At 67.9% G+C, this 19,711-nt stretch carries 21 protein-coding genes; 6 read left to right on the top strand and 15 right to left on the bottom strand.

All coding sequences use genetic code 11. From position 1 onward, the window contains the following. Positions 1-24: 24 nt before the first annotated feature. Together EPL00_RS10225 and EPL00_RS10220 are read left to right on the top strand one after the other, a co-directional pair. On the top strand, positions 25-396 hold the full coding sequence (locus EPL00_RS10225; RefSeq protein ID WP_135852803.1) for a DUF7522 family protein: 372 nt from the start codon (positions 25-27) through the stop codon (positions 394-396). Positions 397-468: 72 nt separating this feature from the next. Further along, the gene (locus tag EPL00_RS10220; protein WP_135852804.1) at positions 469-1,455 is read left to right on the top strand and encodes a biotin--[acetyl-CoA-carboxylase] ligase; all 987 of its coding nucleotides are present in this window, start codon (positions 469-471) and stop codon (positions 1,453-1,455) included. A gap of 146 nt (positions 1,456-1,601) precedes the next feature. Here EPL00_RS10220 and EPL00_RS10215 read toward each other — a convergent pair whose 3' ends face one another. Then, entirely contained in the window at positions 1,602-2,096 is a 495-nt protein-coding gene (locus tag EPL00_RS10215) for a universal stress protein (protein WP_135852805.1), read from the bottom strand. A gap of 85 nt (positions 2,097-2,181) precedes the next feature. Here EPL00_RS10215 and EPL00_RS10210 point away from each other — a divergent pair, with 85 nt between their 5' ends. Next, a complete protein-coding gene (locus tag EPL00_RS10210; RefSeq protein WP_162224194.1) occupies positions 2,182-2,358 on the top strand; it encodes a hypothetical protein in 177 nt (58 codons plus the stop codon). Positions 2,359-2,365: 7 nt separating this feature from the next. On the opposite strand, the gene EPL00_RS10205 is transcribed toward EPL00_RS10210, so the two are convergent. Beyond that, positions 2,366-3,025, bottom strand: coding sequence for a helix-turn-helix domain-containing protein (locus EPL00_RS10205; RefSeq protein ID WP_135852806.1), 660 nt, complete (start codon positions 3,023-3,025; stop codon positions 2,366-2,368). A gap of 82 nt (positions 3,026-3,107) precedes the next feature. Between EPL00_RS10205 and EPL00_RS10200 the strand changes: the two genes are divergently transcribed. Further along, positions 3,108-4,526, top strand: a complete 1,419-nt coding sequence (locus EPL00_RS10200) for a cytochrome P450 (protein WP_135852807.1) — start codon at positions 3,108-3,110, stop codon at positions 4,524-4,526. A gap of 15 nt (positions 4,527-4,541) precedes the next feature. Here EPL00_RS10200 and EPL00_RS10195 read toward each other — a convergent pair whose 3' ends face one another. The 4 genes from EPL00_RS10195 to EPL00_RS10180 all read right to left on the bottom strand — a co-directional run bounded on the left by EPL00_RS10195 (position 4,542) and on the right by EPL00_RS10180 (position 9,518). Beyond that, complete coding sequence (locus EPL00_RS10195; RefSeq protein ID WP_368407943.1) at positions 4,542-4,880, bottom strand: hypothetical protein; 339 nt, start codon at positions 4,878-4,880, stop codon at positions 4,542-4,544. Between the two features lie 2 nt (positions 4,881-4,882). Next, positions 4,883-6,427: an acyl-CoA carboxylase subunit beta gene (locus EPL00_RS10190; protein ID WP_135853231.1), complete on the bottom strand. Its 1,545-nt coding sequence runs from the start codon at positions 6,425-6,427 to the stop codon at positions 4,883-4,885. A 160-nt stretch (positions 6,428-6,587) separates the two neighbouring features. Next, positions 6,588-7,919: a sodium-dependent transporter gene (locus EPL00_RS10185; protein WP_135852808.1), complete on the bottom strand. Its 1,332-nt coding sequence runs from the start codon at positions 7,917-7,919 to the stop codon at positions 6,588-6,590. A 264-nt stretch (positions 7,920-8,183) separates the two neighbouring features. Continuing rightward, on the bottom strand, positions 8,184-9,518 hold the full coding sequence (locus tag EPL00_RS10180) for a sodium-dependent transporter (protein ID WP_135852809.1): 1,335 nt from the start codon (positions 9,516-9,518) through the stop codon (positions 8,184-8,186). A gap of 202 nt (positions 9,519-9,720) precedes the next feature. Between EPL00_RS10180 and EPL00_RS10175 the strand changes: the two genes are divergently transcribed. Continuing rightward, positions 9,721-10,311 (top strand): hypothetical protein, encoded by a 591-nt coding sequence (locus EPL00_RS10175; protein ID WP_135852810.1) that lies wholly within the window; start codon positions 9,721-9,723, stop codon positions 10,309-10,311. Here EPL00_RS10175 and EPL00_RS10170 read toward each other — a convergent pair. The 7 genes from EPL00_RS10170 to EPL00_RS10145 form a co-directional block, all read right to left on the bottom strand. After that, the gene (locus EPL00_RS10170) at positions 10,272-11,132 is read right to left on the bottom strand and encodes a hypothetical protein (protein WP_135852811.1); all 861 of its coding nucleotides are present in this window, start codon (positions 11,130-11,132) and stop codon (positions 10,272-10,274) included. The genes EPL00_RS10175 and EPL00_RS10170 overlap by 40 nt on opposite strands. 33 nt (positions 11,133-11,165) lie before the next feature. Next, on the bottom strand, positions 11,166-11,930 hold the full coding sequence (locus EPL00_RS10165; protein WP_135852812.1) for an SDR family NAD(P)-dependent oxidoreductase: 765 nt from the start codon (positions 11,928-11,930) through the stop codon (positions 11,166-11,168). 87 nt (positions 11,931-12,017) lie between these two features. Further along, complete coding sequence (locus EPL00_RS23535) at positions 12,018-12,173, bottom strand: hypothetical protein (protein WP_202932595.1); 156 nt, start codon at positions 12,171-12,173, stop codon at positions 12,018-12,020. A gap of 215 nt (positions 12,174-12,388) precedes the next feature. After that, positions 12,389-13,402, bottom strand: a complete 1,014-nt coding sequence (locus EPL00_RS10160; RefSeq protein ID WP_135852813.1) for an amidohydrolase family protein — start codon at positions 13,400-13,402, stop codon at positions 12,389-12,391. Positions 13,403-13,796: 394 nt separating this feature from the next. Continuing rightward, the gene (locus tag EPL00_RS10155) at positions 13,797-14,219 is read right to left on the bottom strand and encodes a hypothetical protein (RefSeq protein ID WP_135852814.1); all 423 of its coding nucleotides are present in this window, start codon (positions 14,217-14,219) and stop codon (positions 13,797-13,799) included. A gap of 6 nt (positions 14,220-14,225) precedes the next feature. Continuing rightward, positions 14,226-15,293, bottom strand: coding sequence for an mRNA surveillance protein pelota (locus EPL00_RS10150; RefSeq protein ID WP_135852815.1), 1,068 nt, complete (start codon positions 15,291-15,293; stop codon positions 14,226-14,228). A 52-nt stretch (positions 15,294-15,345) separates the two neighbouring features. Next, positions 15,346-16,110, bottom strand: a complete 765-nt coding sequence (locus EPL00_RS10145; protein ID WP_162224193.1) for a DUF4013 domain-containing protein — start codon at positions 16,108-16,110, stop codon at positions 15,346-15,348. A gap of 174 nt (positions 16,111-16,284) precedes the next feature. Here EPL00_RS10145 and EPL00_RS10140 point away from each other — a divergent pair, with 174 nt between their 5' ends. Next, the gene (locus EPL00_RS10140) at positions 16,285-17,919 is read left to right on the top strand and encodes a methyl-accepting chemotaxis protein (protein WP_135852817.1); all 1,635 of its coding nucleotides are present in this window, start codon (positions 16,285-16,287) and stop codon (positions 17,917-17,919) included. Between the two features lie 67 nt (positions 17,920-17,986). Here EPL00_RS10140 and EPL00_RS10135 read toward each other — a convergent pair whose 3' ends face one another. Both EPL00_RS10135 and EPL00_RS10130 read right to left on the bottom strand, forming a co-directional pair. Next, the gene (locus tag EPL00_RS10135; RefSeq protein ID WP_135852818.1) at positions 17,987-18,706 is read right to left on the bottom strand and encodes a DUF4013 domain-containing protein; all 720 of its coding nucleotides are present in this window, start codon (positions 18,704-18,706) and stop codon (positions 17,987-17,989) included. Between the two features lie 150 nt (positions 18,707-18,856). Next, positions 18,857-19,618, bottom strand: a complete 762-nt coding sequence (locus EPL00_RS10130; protein ID WP_135852819.1) for a DUF4013 domain-containing protein — start codon at positions 19,616-19,618, stop codon at positions 18,857-18,859. Positions 19,619-19,711 lie beyond the last annotated feature (93 nt).

Raw genomic sequence — 19,711 nt, 5'->3', positions numbered from 1 at the left:
CGCGGCGGGAGCAAACGTCGGTCCGTGTCGGAGGTCTACCCGTATCGACTCGCGGACTTTCTCCAAAGGCAGGTCGGCGACGGCCTGCGGAGCGTCATCTACCACGACCGCGACGAGTACGAGGTCGTCTTCGTCCGCGAGGACGTGGACGACTACGACGGCGAGATAGACGCCATCGTCACCGACCTCTGGGCCGACTCCCACGAGCAGGCGATTCGGGAGGACATCCGGGGCCACGGCGCGCTGAACTGCACCGTCTGGGTGTTCGACGAGGCCATCGAGATGCACTTCGTCGCCGACGAGCGAAAGGGCGTCGCGGTGGCGCTGGACACCGAGACGTTCCTCGCCCAGAGCAGTTTTATCAGACAGTGTCTCGGCATCGCGGGACTGGAGTAGGCCACGGCTCGGACCGCCACGCCCGTCCGCGGAAACGCACCTTTCTTGTCTGATTCGGCCCTACCGCCGAGTATGAACGACACCCGCCGGGCCGTCTTAGAGGCCGTCGCGGACGGGCCGATTTCCGGTCCCGACCTCGCCGAGCGCCTCGACATCTCGCGCAACGCGGTCTGGAAACACGTCGAGGCGCTCCGAGACGCGGGCTTCGAAATCGAGAGCGAGGAGGGCGGCTACCTCCTCGGCGGCGTCCCCGAGTACGGCGGCCCGGCCGTCGAGTTCGGTCTCGGCGCGCCCTTCGCCGTCGAGTACCACGACGCTATCGGGAGTACGAACGACCGCGCGCGGGAACTGGCCGCGGAGGGAGCCAGCGACGTGGTGGTGCTGGCCGACGAACAGACCGGAAGCCGGGGTCGCCTCGACCGCGAGTGGTCGGCCCCCTCGGGCGGCGTCTGGGCGAGCGCGGTCCTCCGACCCGACCTGCCGCCCGCCCACGCCCCGGCGCTCACGCTCGCGGCCGCGGTGGCGACGACCGACGCGGCCCGCGAGGCTGGCGTCCCCGCGGAAATCAAGTGGCCGAACGACGTTCTCGTGAGCGGAGCGAACGAGACCGCGGAAGGCGAAGCGACCGCGGAAACCGAGGAGACCCCCGACCGCGGCGGCCGGAAGCTCGCGGGTATCCTGACCGAGATGGAGGGCGAGGCCGGTCGGGTCTCGTGGGTCGTGGTCGGCGTCGGGGTGAACGCCAACGTCTCGGCCGACGACCTTCCCGAGGGCGCGACCAGCGTCCGCGAGGAGGTCGGCGACGTGGACCGGCGGGTGTTCGTCCAGCGGCTTCTCGAACGGCTCGACGAACTCCGGGCGGACCCCGAAGCGACCATCGACGCGTGGCGCGACCGGTCGGCCACGCTCGGCCAGCGCGTCCGCGTCGAGACCGCGACGGGAGAAATCGTCGGCGAGGCGGTGGACGTGGCGGTCCCCGGCGCGCTCGTGGTCGAGACCGACGAGGGCGAGCGCGTCCGAGTCCACGCGGGCGACTGCGAACACCTCCGGCCGGTGTGACGAGGAGGTCGCGGTGCTGTGCGGTAATTCCTTTTTGTCGGCAACAGCGCGGTTCACGGTCGCAGTGCGGTTTGCAGTCGCAGTATCGGTAGCTCTCGTAGTACAGTCCGTGGCGAGTCGCCAGTCACCGACTCCGAAATCTTCCGCTACGGTACCGACTTTCCGACGTTCGCACTCTCGGCGTCCGATTCGGCGGACTCCTCGGTATCGTCGCCGACCTGCACGGTCAGGACCGGCACGGAACAGGCCCGGACGACGCCCTCCGCGACGCTCCCCAGCAGGAGGCGGTCGATGCCTCCTCGGCCGTGGGTGCCCATCACCACGAGGTCACAGTCCTGCCCTTCGGCGTACTCCACGATACACCTGCTCGGCGAGCCGTCGAGGAGCTTCGAGGAACACGCGACGCCGTACTCGGCCGCGATGTCGGCCACCCGCTCCAGCGCGGTCTCGCCCTCCTCGCGCAACACCTCGTCGACGCCCTCCCACGAGGTCTCCATGTGGAGGCCCGCGAACGTCGCGGAGTTGACGACGTAGACGCCGTGGAGTTCGGCGTCGTGTGCGGCCGCCAGTTGGGCGGCGTGTTCGACCGCGCGCTCGGTCTCGGTCGAGCCGTCGGTCGGCACGAGAATCCGGTCGTACATCTATCTGATAGTTGGTACCATCCCGCACGATATAAGCGTTCCGAGCGTGGGCAACCGATTTCTGTCGGGAGAACGAAGCGAACGTATGGTCTCCCGCGAGAACAAGATCGTCCTCGCCTGTATCGTCGTCGCCGTGCCGCTGGGCTTCGCCGTCGCCTCCCTCGACGGCGTCCCCGACTGGGCGGCCTACCTCGTCCTCGTCGCGGTGGGCGTCCTCCTACCGGGGTATCTGACCGGGCGACACCGGCCGAACGCTTCGTAACCGCGTTTCAGCGAACGAGCGCGGCGTCCACGAGCGCGCGCTCGGCCTTCCGGAGGAGCGCCGACGCCGTACTCTGCGTGCAGTCGAGCGCGTCGGCCACCTCGGCGAGTTCGGCCTCGCGGGGCACCTCGTAGTAGCCGAGGTCGCTCGCCGCCTCGATGGCCTCGAATTGGCGCATCGTCAGCCGACCCGCCAGCGACCCGGCGAGGTGGCGGTGGTCGCTCACCCGGTCGATTTCGACGCCGACCTCCTCGGGGAAGTCCGCGACGACCCGCCGCAACTCGTCGGGGTCGCCAAGCACCGTCAGCGCGATAGCGCCGTCCGGCCCGAACACTATCGGCGGGACGACGACGACACGCCGGTCGGTCATCGCGCCGAACCACGCCGCGTCCTCGGGCCGCAGGTCCATCGCAACGTAGGCGTAGAAGGTGTCGTCGTCCACCGGCGAGAGTTCGAACGAGCGAATCGCCTCGACCGCGGCCAGCGCCTCGCGGACCGCCTCGATGTCCCCGACGACGAGCGAGAGGAAGTACTCCATCTCGTCCTCGTCGTGGGTGTGCCACGACAGCATCTCCTCGCGCTCGAAATCGTCGCCGGGCGCGACGTGTTCGGGCACCGACAACCGCATCTCGGGCGGGAGCCGAATCGTCACGTCGAGCGATTTCACGGCCGGACGAACGACCGCCCAATATAAAAACACCAATAGCTTCGCGGCAACCGGAAGGGGTTCGGATACCCTCTCTCCTGATATGAGCGACCTCGACTACGCCACGAGAGGCGCGGAAGGGACCGACCGCGAAACCGAGCGAGGAGTCGCCGAGACGCCGCCCCACCGTTCCGGCCTGCCGGTCGTCGGGTCCACCGTCGCGGCGTCGCGCGACGGACTCGACTTCACCGAGGAGGTCTCGTCGCGGGGCGACCTCGTGTCCTACGAGGCGTTCGGCACGGAGATGCTCGCGGTCTTCGACCCCGAGGTGGTCGAGACCGTGCTGGTCTCGGAGAACGATGCCTTCGAGAAAGGCGAGTTCGAGATGTCGTTCGGCGACCTCGTCGCGCCCGAGGGCATCGCCTTCGCCGAGGACGAGCGGTGGCGACGCCAGCGGACCGCGCTCCAGTCGGCGTTCACACCGGACAAAATCCGGGGCTACGCCGACGAGATGGTGGGACACACCGCGGCGCTGTGCGAGGACTGGGGCGACGACGAAGTGGTCGAAGTCGGCGACGCGTTCGCCACGCTGACGCTCCGCATCCTGACGCGCGCGCTCTTCGACCTCGACTTCGACGCCGAGCGCGGCGGGGTCGTCCGCGAAGCGACCGACGCCATCTCGGTGATGATGGACCGGTTCGGCCTGCTCTCGGTCCTCCCCGAGTGGGTACCGACGCCGACGGAACGACGCTACGAGCGCGCGATGGCCGACTTGGACGCGCTCGTCGAGGAGTTACTGGCGGAACGCGAGATGGGGACCGACCCCGGCGCGGACGCCCCGGAGCGCGACGACCTCCTCTCGCTGCTCGTCGCGGCCGCGGACGCCGACGGGACCGGGATGGACCGCGAGGCGGTGCGCGACCAGTTGGTGACGTTCCTGTTCGCTGGCCACGAGACGACCGCGACCGCGCTGACGTACACCTGCTGGCTCCTCGCCGGGAATCCGGCGGTCCGAAAGCGACTCGATGCCGAACTCGATTCGGTCCTCGGCGACCGCGACCCCGAGTTCGCGGACGTGCCGAATCTCGACTACACCGAGGGGGTGGTGAAGGAGGCCCTGCGTCTCTACCCGCCGGTCTACGCGCTCTATCGGGAGCCGAGAGAGGAGGTTCTCCTCGGCGGCTACCGCGTCTCGGGCGATACGACGCTCCAACTCGCGACCTACAACGTCCAGCGCGACGACCGCTGGTGGGACGCGCCCGACGAGTTCCGGCCGGAACGGTGGAGTAGCGAGGCCGGGAAAGCGAACGACGACCGACCCGAGTACGCCTACTTCCCGTTCGGCGGCGGTCCCCGCCACTGCATCGGCATGCGCTTCGCCATGACCGAGTTGCAACTCGTGGTGGCGACGCTCGCGCGCCGCGTCGAGTTCGAGCGCGTGACCGACGAACTGGACCTCTCGATGGGGCTGACGCTGGACCCCGGACCGGTCGAGATGCGCGTGCGAAAGCGAGGCGAGTAGAAAAGACGGACCGACTCAGAACCGGTCGCTTCGTCCGGAAGCGGCCCACGCGTCCGTGGGCGCGCTCGTCGGGACGCGGCCCGCGCGGCCCTGCAACCCGCGCAGGCGACCGGCGAACGACCAGCGGTTGCCGTCCCACGTCTCGTCGCCGTCGCGTTGGGCGGCCGCGGCCGCGGCGGCCTCCTGCGCCCGGAGGTGGGCACCGATGGCCGCGGCGATGGCGGCGGCCTCCTCGTCGGTGGCGTCGTCGGGAATCCGGAGGTCGGCGTCCGCCAGCGGGTCGCTGTGGGCGTTGGTGTCGCTCTCGTCGTCGTCGGCCTCCTCGTCGGGGTCGTCCGTGGTTGGCGTCGCCATCGTCAGAGCGGGATGTTACCGTGTTTCTTGTCGGGCAGTTCGTCGCGCTTGCTCGACAGCATCTCCAAGTCCTGAATCAGGCGCGGGCGGGTCTCGGGCGGTTCGATAACGTCGTCCACGTAGCCCAAGTCGGCGACCGTGTAGGGGTTGGCGAACTGGTCGCGGTACTCGTCGATGAGTTCCTCGCGGCGGGCCTCGGGGTCGTCGGCCTCGTCCAACTCGTCGTCGTAGAGGATGTTGACCGCGCCCTGCGGCCCCATCACCGCGATTTCGGCGGTCGGCCACGCGTAGTTCACGTCCGCGCCGATGTGTTTCGAGGCCATCACGTCGTAGGCCCCGCCGTAGGCCTTCCGGGTGATGACGGTCATCAGGGGCACCGTGGCTTCGGAGTAGGCGTACAGCAGTTTCGCGCCGTGGCGGATGATGCCGCCGTGTTCTTGGTCGGTGCCGGGCATGAAGCCCGGCACGTCCACGAACGTCAGGATGGGGATGTTGAACGAGTCGCAGAACCGGACGAAGCGCGCGCCCTTCTCGGAGGACTTGATGTCCAGCGTCCCGGCGTTGACGCGGGGCTGGTTGGCGACGATGCCGACCGACCGGCCGTCGAGTCGCGCGAAGCCGATAACGATGTTCTTGGCGTAGCCCTCCTGCACTTCGAAGAACGAATCTTCGTCCACCACGCCGTCGATGACCCGCGTCATGTCGTACGGTTTCTTGGGCTGGTCGGGGACGATGTTCGTCAACTCGTCGTCGCGGCGCTCGGGGTCGTCCCACGGTTCGACCCGCGGCGGGTCCTCGACGTTGTTCTGCGGGACGTACGACAGCAGGCGGCGGATGTCGTCCAAGGCTTCCTCCTCGCTCTTCTCGGCGAAGTGCGCCACGCCGGAGGTCGATTCGTGAGTCTTCGCGCCGCCCAACTCCTCGAAGGTGACCTCCTCGCCCGTGACCGTCTCGATGACATCCGGGCCGGTGATGAACATGTGGCTGGTGTCCTCGACCATGAAGATGAAGTCCGTGATGGCGGGCGAGTAGACCGCGCCGCCAGCGCACGGTCCCATGATGGCCGAAATTTGGGGGATAACGCCCGACGCCTCGGTGTTGCGCCGGAAGATTTCGGCGTAGCCCGCCAGCGACGAGACGCCCTCCTGAATCCGCGCGCCAGCGGAGTCGTTCAGGCCGATGACCGGCGCGCCGACCTCCATCGCCTTGTCCATGACCTTACAGACCTTCTCGGCGAACACCTCGCCGAGCGACCCGCCGAAGACGGTGAAGTCGTGGGCGAACACGAACACCTTGCGCCCGTTGACCTCGCCGTACCCGGTCACTACACCGTCGCCTTTGACCTGCTTCTCCTCCATGCCGAAGTTGTGGCTCCGGTGGGTTCGAAGCTGGTCGAACTCGTTGAACGTGCCGTCGTCCAAGAAGTAGTCGATGCGCTCGCGCGCGGTCATCTTGCCCTTGTCGTGTTGGGCCTCGATTCGCTCCTCGCCGCCGCCTTGCAGGGCCTCCTCGCGCAGTTCGCGAAGCTCCGCTATCTTGTCTTCCATCGTCACGTCGAATCCCTCCGATGGCTACTCATTGGGCGATTTGATGACCACTGGGCGGAAAAACGTTCCTAAACCAGCGGACGGAGGCGAACCGCTCACCCCGGCATCGTCGCGGCGAGACCGCCCGGAACCCGACGAGTCGGAACTCGGGGACCCGGAGTTAGAACCCCGCGAACGCGAGCAGATTCACCGCGAGCGTGGCGACGAGAAAGAGCGGCAGGATGGTCCGGACCGACCAGAGCCACGCCGGGCCGAGCGACCGGACCCGCGACCCCGCGCCCGAGGAGTACTCGGTGAGCGCGTCCTTGCCGAGGACCCACCCGACGAAGACGAGGAAGGCGACGAGTCCCGCGGTCAGCATCAGGTCCACGAGCGTCCCGGCGACGAAGCCGAAGAGGCCGGGATTCAGCGCGTTCGCCGAACCGGTGACGGCGACGACGCCCACGAGGAGCGCGGTCGCGGCCTTCCGCGAGACGCCGTGTTCGTCCACGAGGTACGCGACCGGGATTTCGAGCATGCTGATGGACGACGAGAGCGCCGCGAGGACGATGACGCCGAAGAACAGCACCGCGAGCGGTTGCCCCAGCGGGACCTGCGAGAACGCGCCCGCGAGACTCACGAACAGCGCGCCGGGACCGCCGCCGGAGGCGGCCGGACCCGTCAACTCGCCGAACGTGGCGAACAGGAGCGGGAAGACCACCAAGCCCGCGAGGACGCCGACGCCGGTGTTCAGGACCGCGATGGCGCTCCCGTCGGTGACGAGGTTTCGGTCGTCGCCGAGGTACGACGCGTAGGTTATCATCGTTCCGGCCCCCAGCGAGAGGGTGAACAGCGCCTGTCCGGCCGCCGCGCCCAGCACGTCGAAGAAGTTCGCCCGGAGGTAGCTCGGGTCGAAGTCGAGATAGAACGACAGGCCAGCGCCCGCGCCGGGTTGGCTGACCGCCCACGCCGCCAGCGCGACCAGCAGGACGACGATGGCGGGCATCATCACCTTCGTCGCCTTCTCGATACCGTCGCGGACTCCTCCGACCACGACCAGCGCGGTCAGCGCGAGGAAGCCGACGTGGAACCCGACCGCCGGGAGTCCGTAGTCGATGGCCGAGAAGTACGCGCCGGGCGACCCGAAGTACGACCCCGTGAAGCTGGCGAGGAAGTACCGGACGATCCACCCGCCGACGACGCTGTAGAACGACAGCAGGACGACGGCGGTCACGACGGCGAACAGGCCGACCGCGCGCCACGACTTCGAGCCAGACGAGAGTCGAAAGAGCGCGCCTGCCGGGTTACGCTGGGAGCGTCGCCCGATGACGAACTCCGCGAGGAGTCCGGGGACGCCGACCAGTAGGACGATACAGAGGTACACGACCAGAAAGGCGCTCCCGCCGTTCTCGGCGGTCATCCACGGGAAACGCCAGACGTTGCCGAGTCCGACGGCGCTCCCGACCGCCGCGAGGATGAAGCCGAGGCGAGTGTGCCACGATTCGCGTGTCATTGCTACGCACTCGCCATGCCTCCCCAAAGAGCCTTTCGAGTTTGGAATCGTAACTTCGAACTCACGACGGTTTTAGTGCGTATTTTCGTGATGATTTCGAGTGACGAGCGCCCGATAGTTCGGACGGCGATGAAGATTCGTAGATTTCGGCTCGAAATTCGAACTCGAAACTACGAATCGTAACCGGCAACGGAACCGGCCGCGCGGCTACGGGACGAGATGTCGAAAAAACGAACCGAATCCGCGGGGGTCAGGCCCGGCGCGTCAGAAGTACGCGCCGCTACTGAGGCCCTCGTAGAGCGTCTCGATACCGAGGTAGAGCGTCATGAGGACGACGGCCGGGACGACGATGCGGACCCACCAGAGCCACGTCGTCGTGAACGACGAGCCGACCGACGAGCCCCGACCGAGTTCGTCGATGGCTTCGCGGTCGGCGACCCAACCGACGAAGATGGCCAGCAGGAACACCGAGACGGGGAGCAGGAGGTTGAACACCACGTCGTTGTAGAAGCCGAGCCACGACGTGCCGAACGTCGCGGGCAGGCCGACCGCCGCAATTGTGCCGCCCATCCCGATGGCGGTCGTCCGGCGACCGACGCCGTAGTTCTCGGTGATGTACGAGACTGGAACCTCCAGCAGACTGATAGAACTGGAGAGGGCTGCGAACAGCAGGACGACGAAGAAGAAGAAGCCGATGATGCCGCCCGCGGGGATGTTGCCGAACGCGCCCGCCAGCGCGACGAACGCGGTTCCGGCACCGCCGCCCGCGCCTTCCGCGCCGCCCGTGGCGAACAGGATGGGGAAGACGACGAACCCGGCCAGCAGCGCGACCATCGTGTTGACGACGACGATAGCGCCGCCGTCGGCCGGGAGGCTGTCGTCGCGGCCGAGGTACGACGAGTAGGCGATCATCACGCTGAACCCGAGCGAGAGGGTGAAGAAGGCCTGTCCCATCGCGGGCGGGACGATGGAGCCGAAGTTACTGGCGATGAGGCCGAAGTCCGGCGAGAGGTAGTACTCGTAGCCCGCGGCGGCACCGTCGAGCGTGGTCGCCCACGCCGCGAGTCCGACTAACAGGAGCAGGATGGCGGGAATCATGAACTTCGTCGCGCGCTCGATGCCGTCGGTGACGCCCGAGGCGACGATGCCGACGGTTATCAGCATGAAGACGAGGTGCGTGCCGATGGCGACCGGACCGGATGCGACCGACCCGAAGTACGTCCCGGCGTCGCCGAAGTACGCACCGGTCGCGCTCCCGACGATGTAGCTGAGGACCCACCCGCCGACGACGCTGTAGAACGACAGGGTGACCAGCGACGAGAAGACGCCCAGTCCGCCGGTGAACGACCAGTTACCGTAGCCGATTTTCTCGAAGGCGGCCACGGGGTTCTGCTCGCCCCGCCGACCGATGACGAACTCGACCATCATCGTCGGGAAGCCGATGAGGACGACCGCCAGCAGGTACACCACGAGGAACGCCGCGCCGCCGTTCGCGGCGGTCTGGAACGGGAACGACCAGATGTTTCCGAGCCCCACCGCGCTCCCGACCGCGGCGAAGATGAATCCGATACGACTCGTCCACGTCTCACGTTCTGCCATGTGTGAGGGTAGCTTTCAAAGGGCCGGATATAAACGGAACGATTCGGGAGCGGGCGGGCGATTTTTACCAATTTCTTGTTGACACGTGGTTCGAGGAGAACCGAAATTAGACGAACGTCGAGTAGGCCCACGGAGCGACGGTGCGCCGCGTCTCGTGGCACACCCGATACGTTCTTGGTCGCGGCCCGAGACGCCCCGACCGATGGACGACCGACTCCGACGCGGCCTCCCGTTTCTGCTCGCGGTCGCCCTGCCCGCGGTCGGCGGTCTCGACTGGTACGCTCGCACGGGGTGTGACGAGTGCTACGGCGCGGCGCTCCCGGCGACGCTCGCGGGCTACCTGCTCGCGCTGGTCGCCGCGGGGGCGTTCGCGGCGCTGGCGTCGTGGCTCCTCGGGGAGGCGATAGACAGGGCGCTCGACTTCCGCCTCGGCCGGGCCGTCTTCGCGCCCTCGCGTCGGACGCTGGCGGCGCTCGTTCCCGTGGTCGGCGTCACGCTCGTGCTGGCCAGACCGCTGTTCGCGGGGGACGTGACCGCCGAGCCAGCGGTTTGGTTGCTTCTCGCGGTGGCCTACGCGCCGTTCGTCGCCGGACTGCTTCCGGGGTTCGCGCTCCTGAACGCGGTCGGGTCGGGCCAGCAGGGCGTCGCGCTGTTCGTCCTCCTCGTCGTCTGTCTGCTGGCCGCGAGTCTCGCCGAGGTCGTCTGGCTCTACCTGCTTGCGGGCGGTCTCGGGCGCGTCGCGGCGGGCGTCGCTCACCGCGTCACGTCGAGGAGAAACTCCGCGAGCGAGTAGCCCGCCCAGTCGGGGCGCTCGACGGTCGTCTCGCCCCACTTCGAGAAGGCGTAGACGTGGCGGCTATGGTCTCGGGTTCGGTTCCCGGCGGCCCCGGACTCCTCGTCGGTCTCCGAGAGCGCGGACCGACCGAAGACGAGGCGTCGGAGGTGGCCCTCCGTCTTGTCTACGACCAACGTAAGATTCGCGCGGAGTCCCCGCTCGCGGGCGTACTCGGTGTCGCCGATGCCGTCTCGACCGGTCGCGAGGTACTGCGCCGTGTCGGTGTCGTCGATGCGGAGAACCAGTACGCTCTCGTTCTCGCGGACGACGGTGACGTTTGCGTCCGGTTCGCGCACCGCGTCCCAGTCGCCGTGGAGCCTGTAGAACTCGGTCGGTCGTTGGCGACCGCCGAAGTTACACGCGCTCGGCGGGTCGGTCCCGCCGTCGGCGGACCGGAGCGACCAGACGCAGTTCTCGGTGGCGAACGTCGCGGGACCGGCCGACGGCACGACGCGAATCCGATTTTCGGACCCCTCGACGGCGGCGCTGAGGAAGACCCGGTAGTCGCGGCTCGCGGACGAATCGGCGTCGTCGGACTCGCCGCGTTCGTCGTCGGGCGCGGGCGGAATCCGCCACTCGACGGCGTAGTCGCGGTGGTCGAGTTGCGAGAGCGCGTCGTACGCGATTTCGTCGGGCGACTCCGCGAGGTCGAGGTCGTGGTCGGGCGTCGCGGGGTCGGCGAGGCGGTAGCCGACCACGCCAGCAGTGGTCAGCGCCAGCGCGACGACCGCCGCGAGGAGGACCCGTCTACGCACACCGGCGGGGAGCCGTCCGTCCATATCGGGACGCACCGACGCCGACCCGATAAATCCTCAGGCTTCGCCGTACACCGGCACCGCCGCGCCGCTGGTGACGGGGGTCGCCGACGAGCAGAGGACCAGCACCGTCGTCGCGATGTCGGCCGGTTCGACCCACGTAGAGTGGTCGGCGTCGGGCATCAGCTCGCGGTTGGCGGGCGTGTCGATGACGCTCGGCATCACCGCGTTCGCGCGGACCGCGCCCGATTCCTCCTCGGCGATGCTCTCGGTGAGCAGTCGGACGCCCGCCTTCGACGCCCGGTAGAGGGCGTCGCCCGCGCCGCCTTCGAGCGACGAGCGCGCGCTGACGCTCACGATAGCGCCGCGTCGAGCGTCGTTGCTGGTGTCCGCATCGTCGCTGGTATCCGCGTCGCCGCCGCTCTCCCGGAGGTGCGGAATGGCGTGCTTACTGGCGAGAAACGCCGTCTTGAGGTTCACGTCGAACAGGAGGTCGAACGTTTCGGCGTCGGTCTCCGCGACGGGCGACCCGCCGCGCCACGTCCCCGCGACGTTGGCGAGGTAATCGAGGCCGCCGTGGTCGTCCACGATGTCGGCGACGACACGCTCTACGTCGGCCTCGTCGGTGAAGTCGCCCTCGTAGAAGTCGATGCGCTCGCGGTCGGCGTCGAGGAGGGCGTCCTCCTCGTCGGGAGCCACCACGTCGGCGGCGGCCACGGTCGCGCCCGCGTCGGCGAACTCCTCGCAGACCGCGCTCCCCAGCGCGCCGCTCGCGCCGGTCACGAGTGCCACGTCGTCGCTGAAGTCGAAACTGACGCTCATGCGGGGTAGAGAGTCTACGCGGAGCGGGTTAAAGAGGCGGGGCGAGGTGGTGTGTGGTGAGGTCGAGTGCGGCGCGCGCCGAGCGGTTCAGGAGCGATAGAGGTGAAGCACGACCACGAAGAACAGCAGGAGCGGGACCACCGGGGCCGCGACCTCGAACGGGACCAAAAGGAGCAGTATCGCGGCCATCACGACGAACTCGACCACGACGAGGAGACTGATAGCTTCTGCCGGGTCGGTCATCTCTCGACGGTGGTCACCGAGGAATGTTAAATCCCCGGCGCGTTCGGAGCGCGTTCCGTCGGTCGTCTCACCGAGCGTATCCCGCTCCGTCTCCCGCCGAGCGCGTACCCCATCCACGTCGCGGACGCGGCGCAGACGCAAACGCCGACGAAAGACATCGCTGTCCACTGTTAGCAAACACAAATACGTCTTAGAGAAAAGGAATTATTTCCGTACTACAGAATTACGTCGGCCATGTCGCCGACGCCCGCGCGGCGGACGACCGCGCGCACCACGTCCTGCGCTCCGGCGAGGTTGTCCGAGTCGCCGTCGAGGACGAGGAGTTTCCCGGCGTGGCCCTCCTCGACGACGCCGCAGTCCAGCCCCGCGATGCGCGCACCGTTGTAGGTCGCCATCCGCAGGACTTCACGGGCGCTCACGTCGGCCAACTTGGCGGCGAACTCCATCTCGCGGAACATCGACGGCGAGTTGAGCATCACGTTGTCGGTGCCGAGCGCGACGGTGGTCCGCTCCGCGAGGTCCGCGATTGGCGGGACGCCGACGTTCGTCACGAGGTTCGAGCGCGGGCAGACCACGACCGGGACGGCCTTGTCGGCCAGTCGGTCGAGGTGGAGCGGTTCGGGGTGGACCATGTGGACAAGAAAGTCGGGGTCCAAATCCAGCGCGGGGTTGATGTCCGACGAGTCCCGCTCGCCCGCGTGGATGCCGAAGAGTTTGCCCTCCTCGGCGGTAGCGGTGCGCTCGCGGGAGAACTCGGCGTCCCGCGCCCCGCTCGCGCCGAACCCCTCGGCGGCCTCCATCGCCTCGACGGTCTCGCGGCCCAAGATGAACGGCTCCACGCCGAGACCCTCCGCGGCCTCCCGGAGCGCGTAGACGCCTTCGACGCCGCCCTCGCGGAATTCGAGGAACGACGCGGTGCCGGTCGTCTCCATGAACTGGATGGACCGGCGCATGGCTCGAACCTTCTCCTCGCGCGAGGCGGCGCGCAGGAGTCGGTGCTTGAGGCCGTCGGGCGGCGCGACGAGTTCGTCCAGACTCAGGCCGCCACCGGCCTCCTTGGCGATGGAGTCGCCGATGTGGGTGTGGGCGTTGACGAACGCTGGCAGGACGACGTTGGACGAATCGACGGACGCTTGCTCGACGGCCGTTATCTCGCCCTCCTCGACCACGACCCGGCCCTCGATGGGTTCGAAGTTCGGCCCGCGGAGGACGGTTCCCTCGACTATCATGTCCGAGGGATGCTTCCGGACGGCCTTGAACCTCCCTGTTCGTTCATCGCGGGACGTGGTTCAGTTTGGAGTTGCTCGACACGCGGTGGTCGGGTCGGTCGTCGGAGCCAAATCGGTCGTCGGAGCCAAATTGGTCGTCGGAGTCGAGTCGGTCGGCTAGCGCGAGACGAAAGTGAAATCGGCAAAGAAGCGAACTACTGCCGACAACACGGAGTTGACTGCACAGCACGCAACCGCACCGCACAGCACCGCGATAGCCACACCCTCCCCACCCGACTGCGGTCCTCACTTCGTTGCGGTCCTCGTCCCTCGCGCGGTTGGCGCGGCGCTTACGAGCGCCGCGCCAGCACGCGCCGGGCTAAAAGTCCAAATCAGCCCGAGGAGCCGCCGAGTCTCACGGTTCCGGCGTCCCGAACCGGTACGCCAGCGTCCGGAACCGGCCGACGACGCGGGGGAGCGCGGCCATCCCGGCGACCGAGACCAGCGTCGAGACCGCGATTCCGGCGAGAGCGACGCCCGAAGCGACGTGGGCGGCGGCACCGGCGTAAGTCGCGGCGGCGACGGTCGCGCTGTAGTACGCCGAGCGCAGGGGCATGGTGTAGAGGTCGCCCGGCGCGGGCCACTCGCCGAGGTCCACCCACGGCCCGCGGAAGGTCCCGGCCGCGCAGGTCGAGACCCCGAGCGCGGTCAGCGCGGCGACCGCGATGGGACCCGGCGGCTCGGCGGCGAGCAACAGGACGAGCGCCGGGAGCGACAGCATCGAGATTTCGAGGCCCGCGAAGAACACGTAGTCGAGCCAGCGTTCCACGTCCAGCATAGCGGCCTATTCGAGCCGATAGCGCAAGAGTGCGGCGATGCCCCCGAACCCGGCGAGCTGGTCGCCCGGCGCGAACTCGCTGGAGAAGACGGTCACGTCGCCGCCCTTCTGCTCGGTCGTCGTGATGAGTTCGTTCACGTCGAACGCCCACTCGCCCTCGGCGCCGCGCTCCTCGCGCAGGCGCTCGTCCAGAATCAGCAGGTGTTCGATGGCCCCGAAGTCGGCGGCCTTCTGGACCTGCTCGGCCCCGTAGGCGACTTTCGGCCCCTCGCCGATGCGCTTGGTGAGTTCGTCGATGAGTTCGGCCTCCTTCGCGATGCGGGTGTCCTTCTGGACCTCCTCGACCGCGCCGCGCTTGAGAACTTCGTGGACGCCCCGGTCGCCGACCGCGCTGGTGTCCACCGTCGTAATCTTCTCGGTCAGGTCGCGGGTGTTCTCCTCGATGTAGTCCAGCGCGTCCTGCTTGGTGAACCCCGGCCCGGCGAGGATGATGGCGTCCGCGTCGAGGCGTTCGACTGCGCTGGTGAGTTCTGCAAAGAGTTCGTCCCGACCGCGGGCGAACTCGCCTTTCCCGGTCGTGCCGGTGAACTCGGCGCGCTCTTCGGTCCCGTACTGGGCGACGGTGTGGATGTGCGCTTTCCCTTCTTCGACGGTGACGATGGCCACGTCGGCGTTCTCGGTGGCTTCTTCTGCCTCTTCGAGGCGGTCGAGTTGGTCGGGCTTCCAGAATTTCTCTATCGTGAGTTCCTTGTTCTCCTCGACGTTGACGGTGTGGTGCTGGCCGAGTTGGTCCTCGCGGGAGGCGCTCTCGATGATGCCGCTGATACGCAGGCGATTCGAGAACTTGTGGAACTCGGTCTCCTCGACTTTTAGGGTGACGTGCATGTGTTCGCGCTCGCCGCCGGTGTCGCGCATCTGGTCGTCGTTGCGCTGGATGCGCCGGGTCGTGTCGGCGGCCACGAAGTCGCCGGGTTCGAGGACGTAGGTGAGATGCCAGAGGTCGTCGAGGGTCTCGGGGACGAGCGTGATGCGCTCGCGTCGGCCCTCGGCGGGTTCTCTGCTCGTGATTCGCATATCGGTTCGTGCGTGGGTCGGAGGTAAGTGTCCTGCTATTCGGGGTGCCCCGTCAGTTTATCATCCGAGTGTCGTCGGTTCGGGTGTCGTCGGTCCGGCTTTCGGGAGGACGCCGAGCGTGGCCGTCGCCGCCCTCCGCGTCGAGGTCCAAGGCGTTGGCGAACGACCGACCGTAGATGTAGAACGTGGACACGCTGAAGAAAAAGTACACCCACGGTAGGACGAGGATGCCCACGATGGTCAGCGCGACGAGATTGGCGACCAGCCCTTGGACCGCGATGATGATGAACGCCAGCACCCAGCCCACGACGTACTCGGAACTGGTCGCCACCTCGAAGATGGTGCCGAAGTCGAAGCCCGCGCCGATGGTCCGCTCGCGCGCGAAGTTCACCTGCGCCGCGGGAGCGAAGTAGCCGAACACGAGGAGCAACACGAGGAACGCGAGTCCGCCGACGCCGGTGAACAGTCCCACGAGGTCCTCCGTACCCGAGGCGGTCCCGGCACCGATGCCGAGGAGGGCGAACGCGACGAACACCGTCGTCGGTACGAGCAGGTAGAGAAATCCGAGGACGAGCGACTTCAGGCCCGTCACCATCACGCCGAAGCCGAAGTCGCCCCACTCGGGAACGTCGTCGTCCTCGCCGAGCGCCTCGCTCATCACCTCCACGAGGAACCCCTGAATCGCCAACAGCGGGAGCAGGAGGAACGAGAACAGCAACAGGCCGCCCCCGATGAGGTTGGTCACGAGCCAGTCGTCGTCGGACATCGGGAACGAGAGTCCCCGCGTCAGCAAGTCGCCGGTCGAGCGTTCTACCATGCAGTCGGATTGACACATATGTTACTTAAGTTTGTACGTTTCAGACTCGATGACGGGACAAAATTCTCTCCTTTTTCGGCCGTTTCGATCAACTATTAGCAAGGAAGTACGGGCGTATTATCAGATATCATAATCGGAGATATACTTATCATAACCGAGTGGAGACTGAGACTCATGCTTTCTGGCTTGCTCGCCGCGATGGGGCCCTCGAACGAGGAGACGGGCGAGCGCGACGCCCCCTCAGACGAGCGCGACGACCGACCCGCCGACCGAGACTCCTCCGGCGGACCGAACCGCTCCGCGGCCACCGCCGATTCCATCGTCCGGAGCGTGCTGGACGGTCTCGGCTACCCCATCTTCACCGTGGACGCCGAGGGAAACATCGACCGCATCAACGACGAGGCGCTGGACCTCTTCGGGAAGACCCGCGAGGACCTGCTCGGCGCGTGCCTCTTCGACTTCGACGAGGCCGACAACACCGTGATGCGCGAGGTGCTGGACACCGGAGAACCGGTCCAGAACCTCGAAAGCACCATCACCGTCGATGGCGAGGAGATTCCCGTCAGCAGGAGCCTCATGCCACTCTACGACGACGCGGACGAAATCGTCGGCGCGCTCGAAATCAACCGCGACATCACCGAGCGCACCGAACTCCGCGAGCGTGAGGAGACCCTCGAAGCGTATCAGGAGACCGTCGTCACCGAACTCCAGACCAGCATCGCGCGACTCAGCGAGGGCGACCTCACCGTGGAGCCGACCGTGCCGGAACCCGAGGCCGACTTCGAGGCGATACACAACGTCCACGAGACGTTCGACGGGATGGCGACCGACCTCCGGGAGGCGGTCGAATCGCTCCGGACCGCGCTCGAATCGACCCGCGACCGCTCCGACGAGATGGCCCGCATCGGCACGGAGACCCACGACGCGGCCGCCGAGGTTCGCGCGGCCATCGACGACCTCGGCGACGCCAGCGACAGCGTGGCCGCGACCGCCGAGCGACAGGCCGAGCGCACCGTCGATGCCGAGGAGAACGTCTCGAACCTCTCGGCGTCCATCGAGGAGATAACCGCGACCGTCGAGCAGATAGACGGCCGGGCCAAAACCGCCGCCGACCTCGCGGAGACGGGCACGACGACCGCCGCCGACGCCATCGACACCATCGACGAGGCGGGCGAGGCCGCCGAACGCAACGTCGAGACGATAGAGTCGTTGGAAGACCAGATGGAGACCATCAACCGCACGACGGAGATGATAGCCGACATCGCCGACCAGACGAACCTGTTGGCGCTCAACGCGAACATCGAGGCGGCGCGCGCCGACGGCGACGGGGCCGGATTTCAGGTGGTCGCCGACGAGGTGAAGGCGCTGGCCGAGGAGTCCAAGGAGACCGTCGAGGAGATATCGTCGTCGCTCGGCGAGGTCAAGGAGGGCGTCAGCGAGACCGCGGCCGCGGTGGCCGAGAGCAAGCGGCAGGTCGAGACCGGGGTGGACGCGGTCCGGGGCGTCGTGACCGACATCGAGGAGATAGAGACCGCGATTCGGGAGACCAACGAGGGATTGGCGGAGATTCGGCGCGCGACGGCCGACCAAGCCGACGACGCCGAGGAGGTCTCGCGGCTCGTGGAGGACGTTTCCGAGGCGTCCCAGACCGTGAGCGCCGAAATCGAGCAGATCGCCGCCAGCGTGGACCAGCAGGCCCGTGCCGTCGAGGAGGTCCTGCGGGTGGCCGAAGAGACCTCCGAGTTGTCCGAACGGACCCGAGAACAGTTGGACGAGTTCGAGCTAACCGAGTCGGAGCGGGCGGCGTAGGAGCGTTCGCGGCCCTCCTCGCCGCTCCGGCCCTCCTCGCCGCTCCGACCCTCCTCGCTCCGTTCGCTCACGCCACGCCGCGACCCGCCAGCCGCGCGACCACGACCAGCGCGTAGAAGCCGAGAGCGAGCGCCGCGACCTCCCCCGGTCGCCCGAGCGCGGCCAGCGACCCCAACAGGACCGCGAAGACGACGCCCGTGACGGCCGCCGCGACCCACGCGACGAAGTAGCCGCCGCTTCGGGCGCTCCGGAAGAGTCGCCCGCGGTCGAGCGCCGCGCCGAGGGTTCGGGTCCGGGCGACTCCCGCCAGCGCCGCGGGCAGGAGGTAGGCGAACCCGAGCGAGGCGAACAGGACGACCGTGCCCGCGCCGAAGACGAACAGCGTCGTCCCGAACGACTCTGGGCGTCCGCCCGCGCCCGCGCCGCCGACCGTCAGGACGAGGAGCGCCGCCGGGAGCAGGAGGTAGCCGACCGAGACGACGACTGCACGCAGGCCGTCGGCCGCGAGGGTGCGATAGTTCCCGAATCCGGGGAGTTCGTCGTCGCCTGCGACGCCGCCCGACGCGGGAGTGTCTCCCCCGGACGCCGCGCTGGCTCCAGACGCCGTGCTGGCCCGGAGGACCGCCTGCGCGTAGCCCGCAAGCAGGACGGCCGGGACGACCGCGAGGACCCCAAGCAAGCCGAGTCGCGCGAGGACTCCGAGCGCGACGGCCAGAATCGCGCCGACAAGCAGGGTCTCCTCGCGCTCCTCGCCGCGGACCGGGTAGACGAGCGCCTCGCCGAGCATGCACGGAACTTCGAACGCGGGAAGTTAGGTCTGGCTACTCGCCCGCGAGGGCGGGAAAGAGGGAAGAGAAGAGAGCGAAAAGAAAGACGGAGAGAAGAAGGGCGGAGAAGAGCGGAAAAAGAAAGGCGGAGAGAAGGAGGGAGACGCGATTCAGGCCGCGGCCTGCTCGCTCCCGCCGACGGTCTCCCGGCGGTCGGCGGGGGTCGCCTCGCGGTACCCCTGTCCGTAGAGCGCGAACGCGACGACGTTGAGGTAGAACGTGGCGAACGGGACCAGCGCCCATCCGACGAAGGGTATCGACGCGAGACCGCCGACCAGTGCCCCGCCGACCACGAGGACGACCAGCGCGACCAGCCACCCGGTCGCGTACGAGTTGGTGGTGACGACGCCCCAGAGTCTCCGGAACTGGAAGGCCGCACCGAGGCGACCCTCGACCGCGAGGCGGGCGAGCGCGGCGGGTAGGACGTACCACGCGACGAGCGCGGAAATCCCGGCGAGCGCGAGACCGCCGAAGACGACCGCGACACTCAGGAGGTCGGGGCCGACGTTCGTGACCGGTTCGGCGACGACGGAGGGGTCGGTCGGGACGCCCGCGTCGGACTCGACCACTGTCGTCTCGACGGAGACGATTGCCAGACTCGCCACCACCGCGGTCAGCAGGACGGCCGGGAGCGCGACGTACGCCAGCACGACCGCGATGGCTTTCAGGCCCTCGGCGAACAGGTCGCTCCAGTCCTCGAACGACGGGGCGGACTCCTCGGCGGTCGTCCGGGCGAGGACCCGCTGGAGGTAGCCCGCGACGAACACCGCGGGAATCAGGAGCCACCCGAACAGGGTGAGGAGTCCGCCGACCAGTATCGTTTCGGTGCCGTCGTCGCTGTCCACGAGGTATTTGAGTGCTGTTTCGAACATGGGAATCACCGGGCGCAGGCGCTTCGAGGAGAAGGCGTCTTGCGTACGGTAGGGACGTTCGCTAACGGCTTAATCGTTGCGTGGGAATGTCCG

Source organism: Halorussus salinus (assembly GCF_004765815.2).
Lineage (GTDB): Archaea > Halobacteriota > Halobacteria > Halobacteriales > Haladaptataceae > Halorussus > Halorussus salinus.
The sequence above is the reverse complement of the archived record's forward strand: the minus strand, read 5'-3'. Positions and strand labels throughout refer to the sequence as shown.